18 protein-coding genes and 3 pseudogenes are annotated in these 20,680 nt (G+C 72.6%); 10 read left to right on the top strand and 11 right to left on the bottom strand.

Annotation, left to right across the window (positions count from 1 at the left end):
• Nucleotides 1-31 precede the first annotated feature (31 nt).
• The 3 genes from pstC to pstB are packed head-to-tail and all read left to right on the top strand — an operon-like array spanning nt 32 to nt 3,002.
• Complete coding sequence (gene pstC / locus JQX11_RS10030) at nt 32-1,123, top strand: phosphate ABC transporter permease subunit PstC (protein WP_088643170.1); 1,092 nt, start codon at nt 32-34, stop codon at nt 1,121-1,123.
• Entirely contained in the window at nt 1,120-2,208 is a 1,089-nt protein-coding gene (gene pstA, locus JQX11_RS10025) for a phosphate ABC transporter permease PstA (RefSeq protein WP_204924727.1), read from the top strand. The genes pstC and pstA overlap by 4 nt, the downstream gene beginning before the upstream one ends.
• Before the next feature lie 17 nt (nt 2,209-2,225).
• Complete coding sequence (pstB, locus tag JQX11_RS10020) at nt 2,226-3,002, top strand: phosphate ABC transporter ATP-binding protein PstB (protein WP_145921987.1); 777 nt, start codon at nt 2,226-2,228, stop codon at nt 3,000-3,002.
• 211 nt (nt 3,003-3,213) lie between these two features.
• On the opposite strand, the gene JQX11_RS10015 is transcribed toward pstB, so the two are convergent.
• Nucleotides 3,214-4,089 (bottom strand): NUDIX hydrolase, encoded by an 876-nt coding sequence (locus JQX11_RS10015; protein WP_204924726.1) that lies wholly within the window; start codon nt 4,087-4,089, stop codon nt 3,214-3,216.
• Between the two features lie 158 nt (nt 4,090-4,247).
• Between JQX11_RS10015 and JQX11_RS10010 the strand changes: the two genes are divergently transcribed.
• Nucleotides 4,248-5,216: a Gfo/Idh/MocA family protein gene (locus tag JQX11_RS10010; RefSeq protein ID WP_204924725.1), complete on the top strand. Its 969-nt coding sequence runs from the start codon at nt 4,248-4,250 to the stop codon at nt 5,214-5,216.
• A gap of 53 nt (nt 5,217-5,269) precedes the next feature.
• Here the strand turns inward: JQX11_RS10010 and JQX11_RS10005 are convergent, their stop codons facing one another.
• The 4 genes from JQX11_RS10005 to JQX11_RS09990 form a co-directional block, all read right to left on the bottom strand.
• Nucleotides 5,270-6,274 carry an inorganic phosphate transporter gene (locus JQX11_RS10005; protein WP_204924724.1) on the bottom strand — a complete coding sequence of 335 codons (1,005 nt, stop codon included), beginning with the start codon at nt 6,272-6,274 and terminating at the stop codon, nt 5,270-5,272.
• A 4-nt stretch (nt 6,275-6,278) separates the two neighbouring features.
• Nucleotides 6,279-6,905, bottom strand: coding sequence for a DUF47 domain-containing protein (locus JQX11_RS10000; protein WP_067311399.1), 627 nt, complete (start codon nt 6,903-6,905; stop codon nt 6,279-6,281).
• Between the two features lie 119 nt (nt 6,906-7,024).
• On the bottom strand, nt 7,025-8,026 hold the full coding sequence (locus JQX11_RS09995) for a PPK2 family polyphosphate kinase (protein ID WP_232377624.1): 1,002 nt from the start codon (nt 8,024-8,026) through the stop codon (nt 7,025-7,027).
• Between the two features lie 81 nt (nt 8,027-8,107).
• Nucleotides 8,108-8,614: a DUF402 domain-containing protein gene (locus JQX11_RS09990; RefSeq protein WP_204924723.1), complete on the bottom strand. Its 507-nt coding sequence runs from the start codon at nt 8,612-8,614 to the stop codon at nt 8,108-8,110.
• Nucleotides 8,615-8,755: 141 nt separating this feature from the next.
• Here JQX11_RS09990 and JQX11_RS33555 point away from each other — a divergent pair.
• Nucleotides 8,756-10,117, top strand: a pseudogene (locus JQX11_RS33555) (ATP-dependent DNA helicase); the annotation flags it as partial.
• 150 nt (nt 10,118-10,267) lie between these two features.
• Nucleotides 10,268-10,954: pseudogene (locus JQX11_RS33550) on the top strand (ATP-dependent DNA helicase); the annotation flags it as partial.
• Between the two features lie 56 nt (nt 10,955-11,010).
• On the opposite strand, the gene JQX11_RS09980 reads toward JQX11_RS33550, so the two are convergent.
• Nucleotides 11,011-12,315, bottom strand: a complete 1,305-nt coding sequence (locus tag JQX11_RS09980) for an AI-2E family transporter (RefSeq protein WP_372444572.1) — start codon at nt 12,313-12,315, stop codon at nt 11,011-11,013.
• Nucleotides 12,316-12,471: 156 nt separating this feature from the next.
• Here JQX11_RS09980 and JQX11_RS09975 point away from each other — a divergent pair, with 156 nt between their 5' ends.
• Nucleotides 12,472-12,819 (top strand): GroES family chaperonin, encoded by a 348-nt coding sequence (locus tag JQX11_RS09975; protein WP_204924720.1) that lies wholly within the window; start codon nt 12,472-12,474, stop codon nt 12,817-12,819.
• 105 nt (nt 12,820-12,924) lie between these two features.
• Nucleotides 12,925-13,092, top strand: a complete 168-nt coding sequence (locus JQX11_RS09970) for a hypothetical protein (RefSeq protein WP_204924719.1) — start codon at nt 12,925-12,927, stop codon at nt 13,090-13,092.
• A 55-nt stretch (nt 13,093-13,147) separates the two neighbouring features.
• Here the strand turns inward: JQX11_RS09970 and JQX11_RS33345 are convergent, their stop codons facing one another.
• From JQX11_RS33345 to JQX11_RS32270, 3 genes are read right to left on the bottom strand one after another with little or no spacing between them, the layout of a single operon-like run.
• Nucleotides 13,148-14,413, bottom strand: coding sequence for a glycosyltransferase (locus JQX11_RS33345; protein WP_204924718.1), 1,266 nt, complete (start codon nt 14,411-14,413; stop codon nt 13,148-13,150).
• Nucleotides 14,414-14,420: 7 nt separating this feature from the next.
• The gene (locus JQX11_RS09960; protein WP_204924717.1) at nt 14,421-15,047 is read right to left on the bottom strand and encodes a tetratricopeptide repeat protein; all 627 of its coding nucleotides are present in this window, start codon (nt 15,045-15,047) and stop codon (nt 14,421-14,423) included.
• A complete protein-coding gene (locus tag JQX11_RS32270) occupies nt 15,044-15,358 on the bottom strand; it encodes a hypothetical protein (protein WP_232377623.1) in 315 nt (104 codons plus the stop codon). Before JQX11_RS32270 ends, JQX11_RS09960 begins: the two co-directional genes overlap by 4 nt.
• Nucleotides 15,359-15,691: 333 nt before the next feature.
• Between JQX11_RS32270 and JQX11_RS09950 the strand changes: the two genes are divergently transcribed.
• Nucleotides 15,692-16,888: a hypothetical protein gene (locus JQX11_RS09950; RefSeq protein WP_204925033.1), complete on the top strand. Its 1,197-nt coding sequence runs from the start codon at nt 15,692-15,694 to the stop codon at nt 16,886-16,888.
• A 315-nt stretch (nt 16,889-17,203) separates the two neighbouring features.
• Here the strand turns inward: JQX11_RS09950 and JQX11_RS09945 are convergent.
• Nucleotides 17,204-18,716 (bottom strand): annotated as a pseudogene (locus JQX11_RS09945) (PrsW family intramembrane metalloprotease).
• An 8-nt stretch (nt 18,717-18,724) separates the two neighbouring features.
• Nucleotides 18,725-19,984 carry an FUSC family protein gene (locus tag JQX11_RS09940; protein WP_372444578.1) on the bottom strand — a complete coding sequence of 420 codons (1,260 nt, stop codon included), beginning with the start codon at nt 19,982-19,984 and terminating at the stop codon, nt 18,725-18,727.
• Nucleotides 19,985-20,042: 58 nt separating this feature from the next.
• Between JQX11_RS09940 and JQX11_RS09935 the strand changes: the two genes are divergently transcribed.
• Nucleotides 20,043-20,675, top strand: a complete 633-nt coding sequence (locus JQX11_RS09935) for an HD domain-containing protein (RefSeq protein WP_204924714.1) — start codon at nt 20,043-20,045, stop codon at nt 20,673-20,675.
• The last annotated feature ends 5 nt before the right edge of the window (nt 20,676-20,680 follow it).

Below are 20,680 nucleotides of genomic sequence, written 5' to 3'. Positions count from 1 at the left end.
AACACCCCCTCAAGTCGAAGCGAGCGAGCAGATGGGTGAAACCCCTCACCGCTCGGCACACGCCGGCACCGGCGGACACCCCGTGACCCTGGGTCACGAGCGGTCCGCCGGTGCCTCGGCGCGTGTGGCCGAGGCACCAGTCAGCCCCCGTACCCCCGATGACGACCGTGGCCTCGGCGGAGGCGGCGGGCTGCCCCGGGCCCGCGCGTTCGGCGCGGAACGGGCGTTCCGTGGCGTGACCCTGGCCGCCGGCGTCGCCGTGCTGGTCATCATCGCGGCCATCGCGGTCTTCCTGATCGCCAAGGCCGTGCCGGCGCTGCGGGCCAACAGTGCGAACTTCTGGACCTTCGAGGGGTGGTTCCCCAACGACGATCCACCCACGTTCGGCATCGGCGCGCTCGCCTTCGGCACCGTGCTCACCGCCCTGCTGGCGCTGCTGGTCGCGGTGCCGGTGGCGCTGGGCATCGCCCTCTACCTGTCGCACTACGCGCCCCGGCGGCTCGGCACCGCGCTGGGCTTCGTGATCGACCTGCTGGCCGCCGTGCCGAGCGTGGTGTTCGGCCTGTGGGGGCGGGACTACCTGGTCGGGCCGGTCGCCGACCTGTCGGCCTGGCTGAACAGGTACTTCGGCTGGATTCCGATCTTCGGCGACGGCCCGTACGGCAACTCGATCCTGCTCGGGTCGCTGGTCCTGGCGATCATGGTGCTGCCGATCATCACCTCACTCTCCCGCGAGGTGTTCCTCCAGACGCCGACGGCCAACGAGGAGGCCGCCCTCGCGCTGGGCGCCACCCGCTGGGAGATGCTGCGCACGGCGGTGCTGCCGTACGGCCGGCCGGGCATCATCGCCGCGGTCATGCTCGGCCTCGGCCGGGCGCTCGGCGAGACCATCGCGCTCGCGCTGACCCTCGGTTCGACGTACGCCATCTCGTTCAACATCCTCGCCAACGGCGGCAACAGCATCGCCGCGAACATCGCCAACCGGTTCGCGGAGGCGAACGAGACCGGCCGGGGCGCGCTCATCGCCTCCGGCCTGGTGCTCTTCGCGATCACGCTGGTCGTCAACATCACCGCGCGGGCGATCATCTACCGCCGCCGCGAGTTCACGGAGTCGGCCGCATGACCACCACCCTCACCCCCCGCCGTTCCCGCCCACCGGCCCAGCCGGACAGCCTGCGGGCGAAACGCCTGCCCGGGTACGCCGCCCCCGCCCTGGCGGTGCTGGCCCTGCTGGTCGCCGCCGGCATCGTCTACGGCGTCGACCTCGGCGGCCCGGTCCTGGTCGTGGTGCTCGGCGCGCTGCTCTACCTGACCGGTCTCTTCGTCGCGGCGAACGCGGTGGAGGGCCGACGCTCGGCCCGCAACCGGTTCTGGAGCGCGCTGATCCACTCCGCCCTGGTGCTGGCCGTGCTGCCGCTGGCCTCGGTGGTGTGGACGCTGGTCAGCAAGGGCACCGCCCGGCTCGACGGTGACTTCTTCGGCAGCTCGATGAACAACATCGGGGCCCGGGACGCCAACGGCGGCGCGTACCACGCCATCGTGGGCACCCTGGAGCAGGTCGGCATCGCCACCGCGATCACCGTCCCGCTCGGCGTGCTCTGCGCGATCTACATCGTCGAGTACGGCCGGGGCCGGTTCGCCTTCACCATCCGGTTCTTCGTCGACGTGATGACGGGCATCCCGTCCATCGTCACCGGCCTGTTCGTGCTGGCCTTCTGGGTGCTGATCGTGTCCCCGTGGTTCAACGACGGCCAGCCCGGCTTCTCCGGCTTCGCCGCCGCGCTCGCGTTGAGCGTGCTGATGCTGCCCACGGTGGTCCGTTCCACCGAGGAGATGCTGCGGCTGGTCCCCGCGCCGCTGCGGGAGGGTGCGTACGCCCTCGGCGTGCCGAAGTGGAAGACCATCCTGCGGGTGGTGCTGCCGACCGCGCTGCCCGGCATCGTCACCGGCATCATGCTCTCCATCGCGCGGGCCGCCGGTGAGACCGCCCCGGTGCTGCTCGTCGCCGGTGGTGGTGCGGCGATCAACTTCAACCCGTTCGAGAACAACCAGTCGTCGCTGGCCCTCTTCGTCTACCAGCAGGCCGGCGAGGCGTCGAAGTACTCCCCGGCACGGGCCTGGACCGCGGCGTTGACCCTGGTCGTCCTCGTGCTCGTCCTGACCGTCGCCGCGAAGCTGCTGGCCCGCCGCAACCGGCTCGGCCGATGAACCCCGGAGGTACCACCATGGCCAAGCGCATCGACGCCACCGACGTGACCGCGTACTACGGCGGTTTCAAGGCGATCGAGAACATCAACCTGACGGTCGAGCCGAAGACGGTCACCGCCCTGATCGGGCCGTCCGGCTGCGGCAAGTCGACCTTCCTGCGGTCGATCAACCGGATGCACGAGGTGCTGCCGGGTGCCCGGGTCGAGGGCAGCCTGACCATCGACGGCCAGGACGTCTACCACCGCGACGTCGACGTGACCGCCGTCCGCCGCATGATCGGCATGGTGTTCCAGCGCCCGAACCCGTTCCCCACCATGAGCATCTTCGAGAACGTGGTGGCCGGGCTGCGGCTCAACGGGGTCCGCCGGAAGTCCATCCTGGACGAGGCCGCCGAGAAGGCGCTGCGCGCGGCGAACCTGTGGGACGAGGTCAAGGACCGCCTCGGCAAGCCCGGCGCGGGCCTGTCCGGCGGTCAGCAGCAGCGGCTGTGCATCGCCCGGACCATCGCGGTCGAGCCGCAGGTGGTGCTGATGGACGAGCCCTGCTCGGCGCTGGACCCGATCTCGACGCTGGCCATCGAGGACCTGATGTTCCAGCTCAAGGACAAGTTCACCATCATCATCGTCACCCACAACATGCAGCAGGCGGCCCGGGTCTCCGACCGCACCGCCTTCTTCTCGATCGAGAAGACCGGTGACCCCGGCCGGCTCATCGAGTACGACAACACCCAGAAGATCTTCAGCAACCCCGGCCAGAAGAAGACCGAGGACTACATCACCGGCCGCTTCGGCTGACCTCCGTCCACTCCGCTGCGCCAGGCGCGCGGGGCCGGACCGTCCGCAGGTCGGAGCAAGGGGCCGGGCGTGCGGAGCCGTGACAGGGCCGGGGTCCGGTGCGGGCGGGCCGGGCGCGCACTCGGTGGACCTGCACGGTGGGCGCGGCGGTACCGGGTGCAGCGGGGCCGGCAGCCCCGGACCGCTCGCCCGACGCGGGAGGCGGGGCGGGTCAGGCGAGGGTGAAGTGCGGGGTGCCGTCCTCGGCGACGTGGAGGCGGGGGGTCACCGGGGTGGCCGCGTCCCGGGCCGCCGAGGCACGCGCCACCGCAGCCAGGCCACCGCCACCAGCGCCAGCACCGCCGGCAGCCGCACCACCGCCAGCGGCGGCGACCACCTCGGCCAGGGTGACCAGCGTGGGCGGGAGCATGGTCAGCTCGCCGGCCCGCGCGCGGGCCAGGGCGTCCGCCGGGCGGACCCACATGGTGTGGTCGGCCTCGCCGGAGACGTCCCGGGTCCGCTGCCCCCGGGGCAGCAGAGCGACGAAGAAGTACGTGTCGAAGCGGCGCGGCTCGAACTCCGGGGTGATCCACCGGCTCCACGGCAGCAGCAGGTCGGACCGCAGGGTGAGCTGCCGCTCGGCGAGCAGCCCGGCGAAGCCCCGCCGACGTGCCTCCAGATCCTGCCGTGCGGCCTCCCAGTCGTCACCGCTGACGTCGCCCACCACGGTGTCCGGGTCGGGGCCGGCCAGCAGCACCCCGGCCTCCTCGAAGACCTCCCGCGCGGCGGCGCACACCACCGCCCGGGCGGCCTCGGGCGTGACACCCAGCCGCCCCGCCCAGGCTGCCGGGTCGGGCCCGGCCCAGTCCAGGTGCGCCTCGGAGTCCGACGGGTCGACACCGCCGCCGGGGAAGGCGTACACCCCGCCGAAGGCCATCGCGGCGACCCGGCGGATGACGTACACCTCGAAGTCGGTGCCGGCCGGGCGGAGCAGCAGCACGGTGGCCGCGACCCGGGGTGCCGCCGGGGTGCCGCCCTCGGCGTGGAACCGACGGGCGTGCTCGACCAGGGCCGGCGGGGCGGGGAAACCGGTGCCGTCGATCGTCATGCGCCGAGCCTAGCCCCGCCGCCCGGACCGCCCCCGGATCGGCGACCCCGCCCCCTGCCCGACCCCCGGCCGACGCCCCCGGCCGGCGGGCCCACCGACGGGCGGGACGACGGCGACAGGCCGCCGACCGGCGACGAGCGGCGGGTTAGCGTGGGCGCATGACACGTTGGGGGATTCTGTCCACCGGCCACATCGCCGGCCGGTTCGCCGAGGACCTCGGGCTGGTGCCGGGGGCCGAGCTGGTCGCGGTCGGCTCACGGACCATCGGGAGCGCCGAGGAGTTCGCCGGCCGGTACGGGGCCGACCGGGCGTACGGCTCATGGGCCGAGCTGGCGGCCGACGACGGGCTGGACGCGATCTACGTGGCCACCCCGCACGCCGCCCACCACGAGGCCGCCCGGATCTGCCTGGAGGCCGGGCGGGCGGTGCTGTTGGAGAAGCCGTTCACCCTGGACCTGGCCACCAGCACCGAGCTGGTCGAGCTGGCCCGGGCGCGGGGGGTCTTCCTGATGGAGGCCATGTGGATGCGCTGCAACCCGCTGATCCTGCGCCTGGTCGAGCTGGTCCGGGCCGGGGCGATCGGCGAGGTGACGAGTGTGCGGGCCGACTTCGGGGTGGCCGGGCCGTTCCCGCCGGAGCACCGGATGCGCAACCCGGCGCTGGGCGGCGGCGCCCTGCTGGACCTGGGCGTCTACCCGGTGAGCCTGGCGCACCTGCTGCTCGGCGTGCCGCAGCACGTGCAGGCGTGGGCGAAGCTCAGCCCGGAGGGGGTGGACGAGAACACCGGCATCGTCTTCGGGTACGACTCGGGCGCGGTCGCCACGCTGGGCTGCGGCATGGTGGGGGCGACCCCGCTGACCGCCGCGATCACCGGCACCACCGGCCGGATCGAACTGCCCGAGCCGTTCTTCCGGCCGGGTTCGGCAGTGCTGCACCGGGCCGGTGCCGAGCCGGAGACGCTCACCGACGACCCGGCCGGCGGCGGCTACCAGTACGAGGCCGCCGAGGTGCAGCGCTGCCTGGCGGCCGGGCTGACCGAGAGCCCGCTGGTGCCGCACGCGGTCACGCTGGAGGTGATGGCCCTGCTGGACGACATCCGGGGCCGGATCGGCGTCGACTACGCCTGAGCACGGCGTCGCCGAGGGGTGCCCCGGGGTCGGGGCACCCTCGGCGACGGCGGTCAGAACAGCGGGCGGACCAGCAGGTAGGTGAGGCAGGCGATCAGGGCAGCGGCCGGGAACGTGATGATCCAGGCGAGCACGATGTTGCCGGCCACGTTCCAGCGGACGGCGGACAGCCGCTTGGTCGCGCCCACCCCCATGATCGCCGAGGTGATCGTGTGGGTGGTGGAGATCGGGGCCTTGAGCACCAGGGCGTTGAAGTAGAGCACCGCGCTGGCCACCGTCTCGGCCGCGAAGCCCTCCGGCGGACCCAGGTCGATGATCTTACGGCCGAGGGTCCGGATGATCCGCCACCCACCGGCGTACGTGCCGAGCGCCAGCATGGTCGCCGAGGTCCAGAAGACCCAGCCCGGGATGTGCGTCTTGTCGTCCTGGAATCCGCCGGTGTAGAGGGCCAGCACCACGATGCCCATGGTCTTGGCCGCGTCCTGCATGCCGTGGCCGACCGACATGGCCGCCGCCGAGGCGGTCTGCGCCCACCGGAAGCCCCGGTTGAGCTTGCCCGGCTGCCCCTTACGGAACGCCCACAGGATGGCCAGCATCAGCAGGTAACCGAGGGTGAGGCCGATGATCGGGGAGAGCACCATCGGCAGGATGACCTTCTCGCCGATGGTGACCCACTGCACCACGCCACCGGTGGAGAGCAGGGTCGCCCCGACCAGCCCGCCGAACAGCGCGTGCGAGGACGACGACGGCAGGCCGAAGTACCAGGTGATCAGGTTCCAGGCGATCGCGCCGAGCACCCCGGCGAAGACCACCCCGAGACTGCCCACCCCGGTGGGGAGGGTGACCAGGCCGTCGCCGACGGTCTTGGCCACGCCGGCACCGAAGTGCGCGCCGACGAAGTTGCCGACCGCGGCCAGGCCCAGGGCGATCCGGGGGGTCAGCGCCCGGGTGGAGACGCTTGTCGCGATCGCGTTGGCGGCGTCGTGGAAGCCGTTGGTGTAGTCGAACGCCAGGGCCACCGCGATCACCGCCAGCACGGCGATGAGTTCGGGACTCACAGGATCAGGACTCCTTGACCGCGATGGTCTCGACGGTGTTCGCCACGTGCTCGAAGGCGTCGCAGGCGGCCTCCAGCTCGTCGGCGACCTCCTTCATCTTCAGCACGGTCAGCGCGTCGTACTCGCCGGAGAAGAGCCGGACCAGCAGCATCCGGTACGCCTGGTCGCCGTCGTTCTCCAGCCGGTTGCACTCGATCCAGTAGTCCTCGAGATCCTTCATCGACTTCAGCCGGGGCATCGCCTCGGCGGTCAGCTTGGCCTGGAGGTCGAGCACGTTGACCAGCTCGTGCAGCTCGCGCGGCAGCGACGGGAGCTTGGTGAGCCCGTAGAGGTAGAGCAGGTTGCCGACCGCCTCCAGGTGGTCCATCACATCGTCGAGCAGCGAGCCCAGCCGGTAGATGTCCTCCCGGTCGAACGGGGTGATGAAGGTGGAGTTGATCTTCTTGTAGAGATCGTGGGTGATCTGGTCGCTGTCGTGCTCGACCTCGGTCAGCCGCTCGCTGACCGACTGCACGTCGACGCCGGGCAGGGCCAGCTCGTTGAGCAGCTCCGTGCCCTTCACCAGGTTCTGCGCGGCCCTGGTGAAGAGCTCGTAGAAGGCGCCCTCGGTGGGACGGAAGGAAAACTTCACAGCACGGACCTCGTCGTGTCGGTGGAAGGGTGGCCGCCGCCCCAGGGGGCGTCCGCTGATGCATGCTAGGTACCCCACCGGAGCGGGTCTCCGCCGGCCTACCCCTGGTCAGAACCGATTCACCGCTCGTTCATCTGCTGTTCACCTCGGCCGTCACCGCCGCCACTCGCCAACCGCTGGCGCTCCCGTTCCACGTCGAAACCGGCAGCCGGATACCCCAGATCAAGACCCTCGAACGTCTCCCGCAGCAGGTGCGCCACCGCCCAGTCCCGGTACCACTTGCGGTCCGCCGGGACCACGAACCAGGGCGCGGCGTCCGTGTCGCACCGCCCCAGCGCCTCCGCGTACGCGGCCTGGTAGTCGTCCCAGCGGGCCCGGGAGTCGAGGTCGCTGGGCTGGTACTTCCAGTACTTCGTCGGGTCGGTCAGCCGCTGCGCCAACCGCCGCGCCTGCTCGTCCGGCGAGATGTGCAGCATCACCTTGACCAGGGTCACCCCGCCGTCGGTCAACTCCCGCTCGAAGGCGTTGATCTGGTCGTAGCGGGCCCGCCAGGTCTGCTCCGGCACCAGCGCGTCGACCCGGGCCACCAGCACGTCCTCGTAGTGCGAGCGGTTGAACACGCCGACGTACCCGGGCGGGGGCAGCGCCCGGCGGACCCGCCACAGGAAGTCGTGCCGCAACTCCTGCCGGGTCGGCGGCCCGAACGAGCGGATGTGCAGGCCGAGCGGGTTCATCGCGCCGGCCACCCGCTTCACCGTGCCGTCCTTGCCCCCGCAGTCCATCGCCTGGAGCACCAGCAGCAGCCGACCCGGCCGGCCCCGGCCCAGCCGCGCCCCGTCCCGGGCGGAAGCCGACACCGACGGGCCCGGTTCGCCGGCCGCCCGCGCGGTGGCGAACAGCATCTCCTGCTGTCGGGCCAACCCGGCGCCGACCAGCTCCACCTGCCGGCGGGCCCACGGCTTACGGTCCCGGCCCCGGCCCGCCACGGCGGGCAACCCCGGGGTGGCACGGGGATCGACCGCCCCCAGGTCGACCGGGCCGCCACCACCGGGCACCCGCAACAACTGCCGCATCGTCGCCCCCTCGGGTACGACGACCTCCGTCTCCTCGTCTGCGCGCATCCCCCGATCCTCGCCCACCACCGCACCGACCGCCTCCCGGGAATCGGTTGGTGACCCCGCGTCGGTCGGGCCACACCCAGGTCAGACCACCAGAGCCAGCCACTTCCGGTAGGCCGAGGCGAACGGTTCGGTGCCGTCGCCGAGGGCGGTGAGCAGCCTCGCCGCCGCCGCCTGTGCCTGCGCCACCACGTCGTCCGGGTAGCCGAACCGGACCCGGTGCTCGGCGAACTCGTCCTCGTCGCGCAGCTCCACCAGACCGGTGGTCCGGCGGCGCACCACGTCCAGGTCGAGGTCGACCAGGTGGACGGTGTCGTCGCCCTCCCAGCGGGCCGGGGTGGCGATGTCGCAGTAGACCTCGCTGGTCCGGGGCGGCGGGTTGAACATGCCCGTCCACCAGGCGTGGTGCGGCACCAGCAGGACGAAGGGGATCTGCTCCACCGAGGGCCGGCCGTGGTAGACCGAGGCGGTGCCCTCGGTCACCCCCAGCCACACCCCGAGGTCGTCCTCGGCCAGCCGGCGGGCCGGGTAGTCGCGGTGGGCGCTGCCGTCGTACTTGCGGTAGATCACGCGGACCACGTCGCTCGGCATGAATCGCACCCTAGCCGATTCCGGCCCCTCCCCGCCGCAGCGAGTTGACCCGTCCGAGGTCACGGCAATCCGGACGGTGACCGCGCCACGCGGGGCGGCGGGGGCACGTCCACTGTCGGCGGCGGCGGGTACCGTCGCACGGTGACTCCGCCCCGTACCGCCGCCGGCCCCAGTACCCCCTCGGCCCGCTCCGGCCGACGGCGCGGTGGCCGGCCGAGCGGCACCGAGCTGCTGGCGGCGGCGGTCGGCGCGGTGCCCGGCGGCGCGACCCGGCCGGGCCAGCAGCAGATGACCGAGGCGATCGAACGCAGCGTCGCCGCCCGCGAGCACCTGCTGGTGCAGGCGGGCACCGGCACCGGCAAGTCGCTGGGCTACCTCGCCCCGGCGCTGACCGTGGACGGGCCGGTGGTGGTCTCCACCGCCACCCTGGCGTTGCAGTCCCAACTGGTCGAGCACGACCTGCCCCGGCTCGCCGACGCGGTCGAGCCGCTGCTCGGCCGCCGCCCGACCTTCGCCGTGCTCAAGGGGCGGCACCACTACCTCTGCCTGGCCCGGCTGGACAACTCCACCGAGGACGAGCCGGAGGACACCCTCTTCGACGCCCCCGCCGAGCGTCCCGCCGGCGGGACGAAGTGGCTCGGTGAGGCCGGCCGGATGGGCAAGCAGATCCAGCGGCTGCGCGACTGGGCCGAGAAGACCGACACCGGCGACCGGGACGAGCTGGACCCGGGCGTCGACGACCAGGCGTGGCGGCTGGTCTCGATGCCGGCCCGCGAGTGCGTGGGGGCGTCGCGCTGCCCGTTCGGCCAGGAGTGTTTCGCCGAGGCGTCCCGGGCCCGCGCCCGCGAGGCCGACGTGGTGGTCACCAACCACAGCCTGCTCGCGGTGGACATGCTGGCCGGCCGGCACATCGTGCCGCCGCACAAGCTGCTGATCGTCGACGAGGCGCACGAGCTGGCCGACCGGGTCTCCTCGGCAGCCCAGGCCGAGCTGGTGCCGGAGCAGATCGACCGCTCCGCCCGACGGGCCCGCCCGCTACTGCGACCGGACGTCGCCGACCGGCTCACCGAGGCCGGCGACGCGCTCGCCGTCGGGCTGGCCGAGGCCCCGGCCGGCCGGCTCACCGGCGGTCTGCCCGGCCCGCTGCGCGAGGCGTGCACGCTGCTGGACGCGGCCACCCGGGCCGCCCTCGACGCGATCGGCGACATCAAGGCCGACGATCCGGACCCGGTCCGCAAGCAGCAGGCCAAGGCGGTGCTCGACGAGCTGTCGACCACCGCGCAGCGGCTGCTGGAGGAGGCCGACCACGACGTCGCCTGGGTGGAGAAGCCGGACAACGGCAGCCGCCGGGCGCTGGTGGTCGCGCCGCTGTCCGTCGCCGGCACCCTCGCCACCCACCTGTACGACGAGCGCACCGTGGTCGCCACCTCGGCGACGCTGGCGCTGGGCGGCCGGTTCGACACGGTGGCGCGGGCGCTCGGCCTGGAGGCGCCGCCGCCCGCCCCACCGTCCCCGGCCGCCGCCGCGCTGGCCACCGCCACTGCCGGCCGGTCGACCGGGGTCGTCGGCGGCGGTACGGCGGTCGGGGCCGCCGGCCCGGATACCGGCGGGGTGGCGAGCGCCCCGGGCAGCCGGGCCGCCACCGGCGTCGTGCCGGCCACGTCGGGGCCGGGCTGGTCGTCGCTCGACGTCGGCTCACCGTTCGACTACGCCCGGCAGGGCATCCTGTACGTCGCCGCGCACCTGCCCCGGCCCAGCGTCTCCGGGCTGCCCGAGGCGGCCGGCGAGGAGTTGCTGCGGCTGGTCGGCGCGCTCGGTGGTCGTACCCTCGGGCTGTTCTCCTCCCGGCGGGCCGCGCAGCAGGCCGCGGAGCTGCTGCGGGCGCGCACCGACCTGCCGGTGCTGCTCCAGGGCGAGGAGGCGCTGCCGCTGCTGGTACGGCGGTTCCGCGAGGAACGGTCGAGCTGCCTGTTCGGGGTGATGTCGCTCTGGCAGGGGGTGGACGTGCCTGGCGACTCGTGCCAGCTCGTGGTGATCGACAGGCTGCCGTTCCCGCGTCCCGACGAGCCGCTGGCGGCGGCCCGCGCGGCGGCGGTGGACGCGGGCGGCGGGTCCGGTTTCTCGGCGGTCAGCGTGCCGATCGCGGCGGTCCGGCTGGCGCAGGGGGTGGGCCGGCTGATCCGGGCCACCGGTGACCGGGGGGTGGTCGCGGTCCTCGACTCGCGGCTGGAGACGGCGCGTGGCTACGGGCCGTTCCTGCGCCGCTCCCTGCCCCCGTTCTGGTACACCACCCGGCCGGAGGTGGCCCGGGGCGCGTTGGAGCGCCTGGCCAAGGCCTGACCCCCGCACGGCCGCCGCCCGCTCCCCGGCGGGGAACGGGCGGCGGCCGGTCCGGGTCAGGGCGCCTGGGAGGCGACCACCACGGCGTCCGGTGGGGTGTCGGGCACGGTGCGGGCGGCGAGCCGGCGTACGGCGGTGTTGAGCACCGCGATCAGCGGCACCGCGACCAGCGCGCCGGTGATGCCGGCGAGGACCACCCCGGCGGCGATCCCGATGATCACCGCGAGCGGGTGGATGGCCACCGCCCGACCCATGATCAACGGTTGCAGCAGGTGACCCTCGACCTGCTGCACGCCGATCACCACGCCCAGGATGATCAGGGCGGTCACCGGGCCGCTGTCGACCAGCGCCACCAGCACCGCCACCACCCCGGAGAGGAACGCGCCGACGATCGGGATGAACGCCCCCAGGAAGACCAGCGCGGCCAATGGGAAGGCGAACGGGACGTCGAAGACGACCAGGAAGATGCCGATGCCCACCGCGTCGATGAACGCCACCAGCACGGTGGCCCGCACGTACGCGCCGAGCGTCGCCCAGGACGCCCGTCCGGCGTCGTCGACCTTCCACCGGGCGGCGACCGGCAGCAGGCGGACCAGGAACCGCCAGATCCGGCTGCCGTCGCGCAGGAAGAAGAAGGTGGCGAAGAGCACCAGCACCGCACCGGTGAGCAGCTCGGCCAGCGTGGTGGCGGTGGCGAGCGCACCGCTGGTGAACTTCTCGGTGTTGCCGTTGATCCAGCCCTGTGCCTCTTCGATGTAGCGGTTGAGCTGGCTGTCCGACAGGTGCAGCGGGCCGGTCTTGAGCCAGTCCTGGATCTGCCGGACGCCCTGCGACGACTTCTCGCTCAGCTCCGGCACGCCCTGGATGAACTCGTTGACCACCAGGGTCAGCGTGCCCACCACCGCGGCCAGCCCGCCGACCATCACCACCGCGGTGGCCAGCGACCGGGGGAACCGGGCCCGCAGCAGCCAGCCCACCGCCGGGGCGAGCAGCGCGGAGAGCAGCAGCGCCACCGCCAGCGGGATGATCACGATGCTGATCGTCCCGACGATCTTCAGTAGCGCCCAGGTGACCACGCCGATCACGATCAACCGCCACGACCAGGCGGCGGCGATCCGCAGCGCGTGCGGCACGTCGGCGTCGTCGCGGCTGGAGGTGGAGTTGTGCATGGCCGCCGGGGGTTCGACCCCGACCACCGTCGCCGACGGGGCGGCCGGCGGGCCGGGGGACGCGGGTGTGGCCACTCCGGCCCCCTCGGGCGCGTCGGTCGGATCGGCGCGCCCCGCGCGGACCGACTCCCGTCCGGACTCGTACGCGCGGCGGAGTCGGCCGCGTACCCGCTCGAAGCGGCTCAAGCGCACCTCCTGAGAAACGACACCGGGACGCCCACGGCGACGGCCCGGACAGGGTACGTCCGTACGCCCGCCACCGTAGGGCAGTTCCGCCACTCATTGCCCCGTGCCGCATCGGCTCAACCACCGGGTCGACGCCACCGGGCCACACGGTAGCGTCGTGGCGTGACCGCCGACCCGAACCTCGACACCGGCCTGCCGATCCGCCTGCTGCACGACCGGGTGCTGGTGAAGGTGGACGGCAGCGAGGGCGAACGCCGCTCCACCGCAGGCATCGTCATCCCGGCCACCGCCGCCGTCGGCAAGCGGCTGGCCTGGGCCACCGCCGTGGGCGTGGGCCCGCACGTACGCGCCGTGGTGGCCGGCGACCGGGTGCTCTTCGACCCGGACGACCGCTCCGAGGTCGAACTGCACGGCCGGGGGTACGTCCTGCTGCGCGAGCGGGACGTGCACGCCGTCGCCGCCGAACGGGTGGAGAGCGAGTCCACCGGCAGCACCGGCCTCTACCTGTAGGTCCGGTCTCTCCCGGGGCCCCCGGGAGCCGTCCCGGGTGGTCTACCGGTTTGTCCCGCTTCCCGGCGGGAAGCCAGGCACGTCCAGGTGCCCTGGGGAGGGACGATGCCGGTACTCGTGAAGAAGGTGCTGCTCTGGGGCAGCGTCGCCTTCCTGATCTACTTCATGGCGTTCCGCCCGGACGGGGCCGCCCAGATGTTCAAGGGGATCGGGGCGGCCCTGATGGCGATGGCCCAGGGCCTCGGCGACTTCCTCACCACCTTGATGACCTGACCGGCCACGGCCGGGCGGGAAGCGACCGCCGACGCGGCGGCGTCCCACCCACAGGTCACAGGTTCAGCACTCCGCCGTTGCGCAGGGTGTCGTCCTTGATCGCGATGAGGTTCGCCGAGACGTACGGGATGTTGTGCGTCTGGTGCCATTCGCTGGGGAAGTACGTGACCAACCGCGACGCCTGGAACCGGCACCGGATCTCCGGCACGAAACGGGAGTAGTTGGCGTCCGTGAAGTACCAGAACGAGTTCTCGTTGTAGAACGCCACGTGCGTCGGGTCCTGGTAGGCGCCCCGGCCGTCGGTGCTGGGGGTCAGCGACAACAGCATCCCGTTCGGAGCGAGCAACCGGTACAACTCGTTGAAGAGTGCGATCTTGTCCGGAATGTGTTCCAGGAAGTCCACGGCCCGGATGACCCCGACGCTGCCGTCCGGCAGATCGACTCCCTTCGTCACATCGCAGACCATGTCGACGCCCGGCCCGTCGTGGTGGTCCAGCCCGAGATAGCCCTCCGGCTTGTTGTGGGCCGCACCCAGGTCGAGCGCCAGGAGTCCCTGACGCCGCGACCAGGCCAGCGCGTTCTGTTGGATGTTTCGGTCGTAGATCTCCACGGTGCGCTGCTGGATGCGGGCGTTGAACTCCGGAATACGCTGCGTGTTCTTGGCGTGCATCCGCTGCAGGTAGAGGCATTTCCGGATGTGGTGGAACTCGCTCACCTGGTAGATCCGAGCCATGAGATCGGCGTCGTCCGCGACGTCGAGCGACTCGTCGTATCCGCCGACCTTCTCGTAGATGTCCCGCCGGAAGGCGCGTACATGGTTCGGCGCGTACCAGATGTAGCTCACGTTGTGCGGCGTCGGCGGCAACGCCCGGCAGACCAGCACCTCGCGGCCGTCGACCTTCTCGTCGTAGTGCCGCCAGCCGAACGAACTCGCGAAACGGTCCTCACAACGGCCGCCGTCCTCCTGGATCTGGGCGGTGTCGCTGTAGACGAACCCCACCTCCGGGTGGGCGTCGAAGGCGTCGACGATCTCCTGCAGGCAGTCGCTGCTGAGCAGATCGTCGTCGTCGAGCTCGACCAGGATGTCCCCGGCGGCCTCGGCGCAGGCGAACCCCTTCACGGCACCCACGCCGTTGAGGTCGTCCTGGACGATGAGCCGGATGCGGTCGTCGTGGGTCTCGGGCCGCCACCGGGACCCCTGGTTGAGGACGACCACCCATTCCCAGTCGGTGAAGGTCTGCGCCGCCAGCGAGCGGAAGCACTCGTCGATGAACCGGGTGCGGTTGCTTCCGGTGAAGACCGTTACGCGCGGTGTGTGCACGGGCCGGTCACCTGCCCGCCGAGGCGGAGGAACGGGCGGTCGGCGTCGGGCGGTACTTCGCCGGAACGGAAGAGGTGAGCCCCTTGTCCAGCCGGACGGCCGCCTTGAAGGCGTCCCGCGCCGCCTCCTCGTCACCGGACTTGGCCAGCAACATGCCCAGTCGGAGATAGGCGGTGGACGACTTGTCGTCGATCGACACGACCTTGCGGTAGATCTCCATCGACGTCGTCGGCTCCCTGCCCTCCAGGGCGATGGCCTTGTTGTAGAGGGCCGGCTTGTAGTCGGCGTCGGCCGCCAACGCCTTGTCGTAGTTGCTGATGGCCTCGTCGGCCTGATTGCGCGACTGGGCGATGAAGCCCAGGTTGAACCAGGCGAACTTGTTGTCGGCCTCGGCGGCCAGCACCTTCTCGAAGCTGGCCTTCGCCGCGTCGTAGTCACCGGCCTGCCCCTGCTCGACACCGAGCTTCAGCAGATCCGCCGCAGTGCTTCCGGCGCTGGAACCGCCGTTCGTACTGTCGCTGCTACCGGAACTGCTGGGCTGCGGCTTGTCGGCGGGTTTCGCACTGCACGCCGGCACTCCGGCGAGCAGGACCGCACCACAGGCGAGTGAACCCAGTATCTGACGTGTGCTCATTTCTCCTCCTTGACGGTTCCGGGGCGGTCCGACTTGCGGTTCGGCCGGCTGGCACGGCTACCGTTCGCCGTTGCCCGATCCGACTTGCCGCCGACCGCCGGGGCATTCAATGCCACCGGCGTGCTGGGCGAGATGCAGGAAACCCAGATGTCGGCACCGCCGCCGGTGAAGGTGAACTGGTAGCCACTGATCGAGAGCGGCTGGATCAGCACCGGATTCACGCCCGCACCCGAGAGCTGGTAGCCGGTTCCGACAGCGATGTCCCCGGGTACGCAGCCGAAATCAACGGGGGTGTCCGCGATGACGGTCAACGGGCCCTGAATGTAGGCCGCCTGGATTCCGTTGCCCGCCGTTCCCTGCGCGCCCTGGGCACCCTGGACGCCCGCGTCGCCCTGCGGCCCCTGCGCACCCTGAGGGCCCTGCGGACCGATGTCGCCCTGGGCACCCTGGACGCCCTGGATGCCCTGTGGACCGATATCGCCCTGTGCGCCCTGCGGGCCCTGAACACCTGCCGCACCCTGCGCGCCGACGTCACCCTGGAAACCCTGCGCACCCTGAACACCCGCCGCACCCGCTACGCCCTGCGGACCCTGCGCGCCCTGAGTACCCTGCGCGCCTGTGTCGCCCTGCGGTCCCTGCGCACCTTGCGCGCCCTGGGCACCCGTCTCGCCCGCGACACCCTGCGCGCCCTGCGCACCTGCCGCACCCTGCGGACCCTGTGCGCCTGCGTCGCCTTGCGCACCCTGCACGCCTGCGACGCCCTGCGGTCCCTGCGCGCCCGCGTCACCCTGAGCACCCTGGAAACCCTGCGCACCCTGAACACCCGCCGCACCCGGCACGCCCTGCGGTCCCTGCGCGCCCGCGTCACCCTGAGCACCCTGGAAACCCTGCGCACCCTGAACACCTGCCGCACCCGGCACGCCCTGCGGACCCTGCGCGCCCTGAGCACCCGCGTCGCCCTGAGCACCCTGAGCGCCTGTCTCACCCGGGACGCCTTGTGCACCCTGGGGGCCCTGGACGCCCTGAGTGCCGGTCTCACCCTGCGCACCCTGGAAGCCCTGTGCGCCCTGCGCACCGGTCTCACCCTGCGGCCCCTGAGCACCGGTAGCACCCTGCGCTCCTTGGGCGCCCTGAGCACCCGTCTCACCGGGAGTGCCCTGCGCGCCCTGAGCACCCTGCGCGCCAGCGTCACCCTGCGGGCCCTGAGGGCCCTGGGCACCGGTCGCACCCTGAGCGCCCGTGTCCCCCTGCGCACCTTGGAAGCCCTGAGCGCCCGTCTGGCCCTGCGCGCCCTGCGTGCCTTGAGCGCCCTGCGCACCGGTGTCACCCTGGGCTCCCTGAGGCCCCTGAGCACCAGTCTCCCCTTGGGCACCCTGAGCACCGGTGTCACCCTGCGCGCCCTGCACGCCCTGGGCACCCTGCGCCCCGGTCGCGCCCTGCGCGCCGGTCGCGCCCTGGGTGCCCTGCGCGCCGGTTGCGCCCTGCGCGCCCTGGGCACCCGTATCGCCCTGGGGGCCCTGGGCACCCTGTGGGCCCTGGGGGCCCTTCTTCGGGCCGTGCGGGTAGTGGCCCTTGCCGCCGTCGTGCCCACCCCACGGCCCCTGCCAGCCCTGCGGGCCGCAGTCCGACGGCTCGTCGGGGTAGCTGTCCCACGAATCATCAGGGCCGCCACCATCCTGGCGGACCGTCGACCGGGACTCCGGCCATCCGCCGTACTGGTGCAGCGGAACGGACGCGCCGGTCCCTACGCCCTGCGTGGACGGCGCGGCTTCCAGGGGTTGCGCTGCGACTGCGGGCCCACCCGTCATCCCGACCACCATCAGGGCGGAACTCAGCCCTGAAGCGGCGCGACCATGCTTCAGTCCCCGCCGCAGCCGTCGGCTGTTACTCATGAACCCCTCCAGAGAGCCACCCAGATACCCAGAGCTACCCGTCTGCGACCTAAAGCCATTTACGGGCGACTCATAGCATATTCGACCGATTCGTCCGAATATGCGGGTTTCTGCTACAGCGAGGAGACAACAGGGAGAGGCGGAATCTCTTCATGAATCCGCCACCCGGGCGACGCGCCCATACGTGGGCCGGGGACGGTGCACACGCCGACGCCCGACGCCCACTTCGGCGGGCGGCGGGAGGTCCCGGGCAGAGTTCGGCGGTCAGTACCGGCCGGGCGGCCACGGGGCGGCCGGGCGGGGGCCGTACCAGCCGGGCGGGCCGTAGCCCGCCGGGTAGGCCGGGGGCGGCGGTGGGGTCAGCACCACCGGGATCGGCACCACCGGCGAGTCCGGGGCGTCGACCGTCCGCTGGCTACCGTCCGGGAACCGCAGGTGGTAGCGCTGACCGTCCCAGACCCCCACCGGCGTCTGCGGGTCCCGGCCGACGAAGAACGACCGGTACGCCGCGATCGTCTCCAGCAGCTGCCGTTCCTCCCGCAGGGTGTTCTCCCGCTCCGCCGGCTTGCGGTCCAGGCCGCGCCGCATCCCGTCGCGCAGCAGCGCCAGCCGGGTCGCGGCGAACTGGTAGCCGCGCATCGCGCGCAGCCCGGCGTCCCCACCGACCCGCCGCGCCCAGGTACGGGCGGCGTGCCGCCGGCCCAGGCTGCCCAGGGCGGCCACCTCGGGCGGGCTCAACCAGCCCGCCCGCACGTAGTCGGGCAGGGTCCGCTCGGTGAGCCGCCCCTCCCAGGCGCGCAGCCAGACCGCGAAACCGACCATGCCGAAGAAGATCGGCACCATCACCGCGACCATCCCGTAGAAGAAGATCACCGCTTGGCCGGTGGCCTGGACCAGCGTCGGGATCAGGTTCCAGGTGCCGTGCAGCATCATCGCCAGCAGCAGGCCGGCGATCGGGGCGAGCACCCGTACCCGCCGGTCGGCGGTGCGGGCGGCGATGCCCAGCCCCACCCCGGTCATCGAGGTGAACAGCGGGTGGGCGAAGCCGAAGAAGAGGATCCGCGAGATGAAGATGACGATGACGTTGCGTACGCCGGTGGCCGGCCCCCACTGGTCGACGCCCGAGGCGTACCCGAGGCCACCCAGGTAGAGGATGTTCTCCACCATGGCGAACCCGACGGCGGACAGCCCGCAGTAGACCAGGCCGTCGGTGATCCCGGACCACTCCCGGCGGCGGAAGATCAGCAGCAGGATCGGGCCGAGCGCCTTGGTCAGCTCCTCGATGAACGGGGCCACCAGCACCCCGGTCAGCGACGACGACACCCCCCACTCCTTGAACAGGGCGGCGAAGCTGTTGTTGACGGTCAGCGACGCGGCGGTCGAGACGAACGCGCCCCAGGCGAAGCAGAAGATCAGGTACTTCAGCGGTTCGGGTTCGTACCGGTCGAGCCAGAGGAAGCAGGCCACCAGGACGGGCACCGGCAGGATCGCCGCGGTCACCCCGACCAGCAGCGCGTCCAGACCCAGGTTGGAGCCGAGCGTGTAGAGCATGTAGACCGCGCAGGCCGCGATCAGCAGCACCACCCCGGCCAGCACCAGGACCCGCCGCCAGCCGAGCCGGCGCAGCGGCATCCGGGGCGCGGCGGCGTCCGGCGACGGTACGGCGGGCGCGGGCGGCGGCGGGGGCCCGCCGGGCGGGGTGTCGGCCATGTGGATCAGCGTAGTCATCCCCGGCCCGTTCGGCCGGGCTCTCCCGGTGCGGGGCGGCACGGTCCACGGCCGGGGTCAGCCCAGCGGCGGCGCGGTCGGGGGTTTCGGGGCGGCGTGCTGCTCGGCCGGACCGCCACCCGGTTTGTCCTTGTCGCCGAACGCCTGCCGGATCAGCCGGTTGGCGTCCTCCTGCTCGATCCCCGAGGCGACCAGCAGGTCACTGGCGGTGGTACGCACCTGGGCGATCACCACGCTGCCGGAGAACCCGACCCCCTGGTCGTACGCCCGGCCGGCCTCGCTGACCGCGCGCAGCGACCGTTCCCGGGCCCGCTCCGGCTCGTCCCCGACGGCGAACTCGTGCCGCAGCAGGCGGACCGACTCGGCCAGGTGGACCACCGCGTCCGGCATCGGGTCGGGTACCGGCTCGTCGTCCTCGATCATGGTGACCGACCGCCGGATCAGGGTGCCGCTGTTGCGCATCGCCCGGTCGATCGGCTCGGCCGCCTCGGCGTAGTGGGTCAGTTCGCTGCGCCGGTGCCAGCGGGCCGGGGAGAGCGTGCTGGTCTCCTTGGCCCCCTCGATCGCCTCGGTGAAGGTGGCCAGCTCCTCCTTGTTCTCGCGGAGCCGGTCCAGCGCCCGCTGGGCGGCTCCCCGGTCCCGGTCGCGCAGCGCCTGCGCGCAGACGTCGAGCTGGTCGGCGAGCAGGTCCAGCGCCGGCCGGGCCGCCCGGTTGATCACCCGGAGCGGGTTGAGCGGCAGCAGGATCGCGGTGACCAGCAGGGCGATGCCGCCGCCGACGAACGCGTCGACGAACCGGGGCAGCTCCAGATCCTCGGTGGACGGGCTCAGCGTGACGATCAGCACGGCCGTCGCGGCGGCCTGGATCACCACCGCGACGCTGGCCCCGAAGAAGGTGGTGAGCAGAATGGCCGCGGTCACCACCAACCCGAGCTGCCAGCCCCCGGTGCCGAGGAAGTAGATCAGCACGTCGCCGAGGAACACCCCCACCGCCACCCCGACGATCAGCTCCACGGTCCGGCGCAGCCGCTGGCCGACCGAGGCGGCCAGGGTGCCGACCGCCGAGATCGGCGCGAAGACCGGTTGCGGGTTGCCCAGCAGGTGGTGCGACACGATCCAGGCCAGCGCGGCGGCCAGCCCCGCCTGCACGGCCAGGCCCGTCGCCAGGTGCACCTGGTGCAGCCGGTCGCGCAGGGTGGCCCGACCCCGGTGGCGCAGGTAGGCCACCGCCTCGGCGATCCGCGCGGTGTCGACGTCGTCGCCGGCGTCACGCAGCCCGGCCCGATGCAGCAGCGACGGTCGTCGGTCCCGGGCCAGCGCCATGGCGGGGACTACCCACGCCACACCGGTTCATCCCTGCGGCACAATCGTCCGGGTGACCGAGCTGATCGACAGGTGGATGGCGGCGGCGCTCGCCGCCGGGGCCGCCGACGGGCCGGCGCTCACCGCCGCCGGGGCCGACCTGCTGACCCGATGGCGGGAACCGCACCGGCGCTACCACACGGCGCACCACCTGCGGGCGGTGCTGGACGTGGTCGACCGGCACGCCGACCTGGCCGACCGGCCGGAACGGGTCGCACTCGCCGCGTGGACGCACGACGCCGTCTACGACCCGCGCGCCGCCGACGCCAACGAACGGGCCAGCGCGGAGCTGGCCGGCACCCTGCTCACCGGGCTGGGGGTGCCGGCCGCCACGGTGGCCGAGGTCCGCCGGCTGGTGCTGCTCACCGCCGGGCACCGTACCGCGCCCGGCGACCGTGACGGCGCGTTGCTCTGCGACGCCGACCTGGCCGTCCTGGCCACACCCCCCGAGGTGTACGACGGGTACGCCGCCGCGATCCGCGCCGAGTACGCACACGTGCCCGAGGCGGACTTCCGTACCGGCCGGGCGCGGGTCCTCGACGGGCTGCTCGCCCTGCCCGCCCTGTTCCGGCTGCCCCCGCTGGCCGCCCGGTGGGAGGAACCGGCCCGCGCCAACCTCCGCCGCGAGCTGTCCGGGCTACGCTGATCCAC

The sequence above is a fragment of the Micromonospora humida genome (genome assembly GCF_016901255.1).
In the GTDB taxonomy this organism is placed as follows: domain Bacteria; phylum Actinomycetota; class Actinomycetes; order Mycobacteriales; family Micromonosporaceae; genus Micromonospora; species Micromonospora wenchangensis.
The sequence above is the reverse complement of the archived record's forward strand: the minus strand, read 5'-3'. Positions and strand labels throughout refer to the sequence as shown.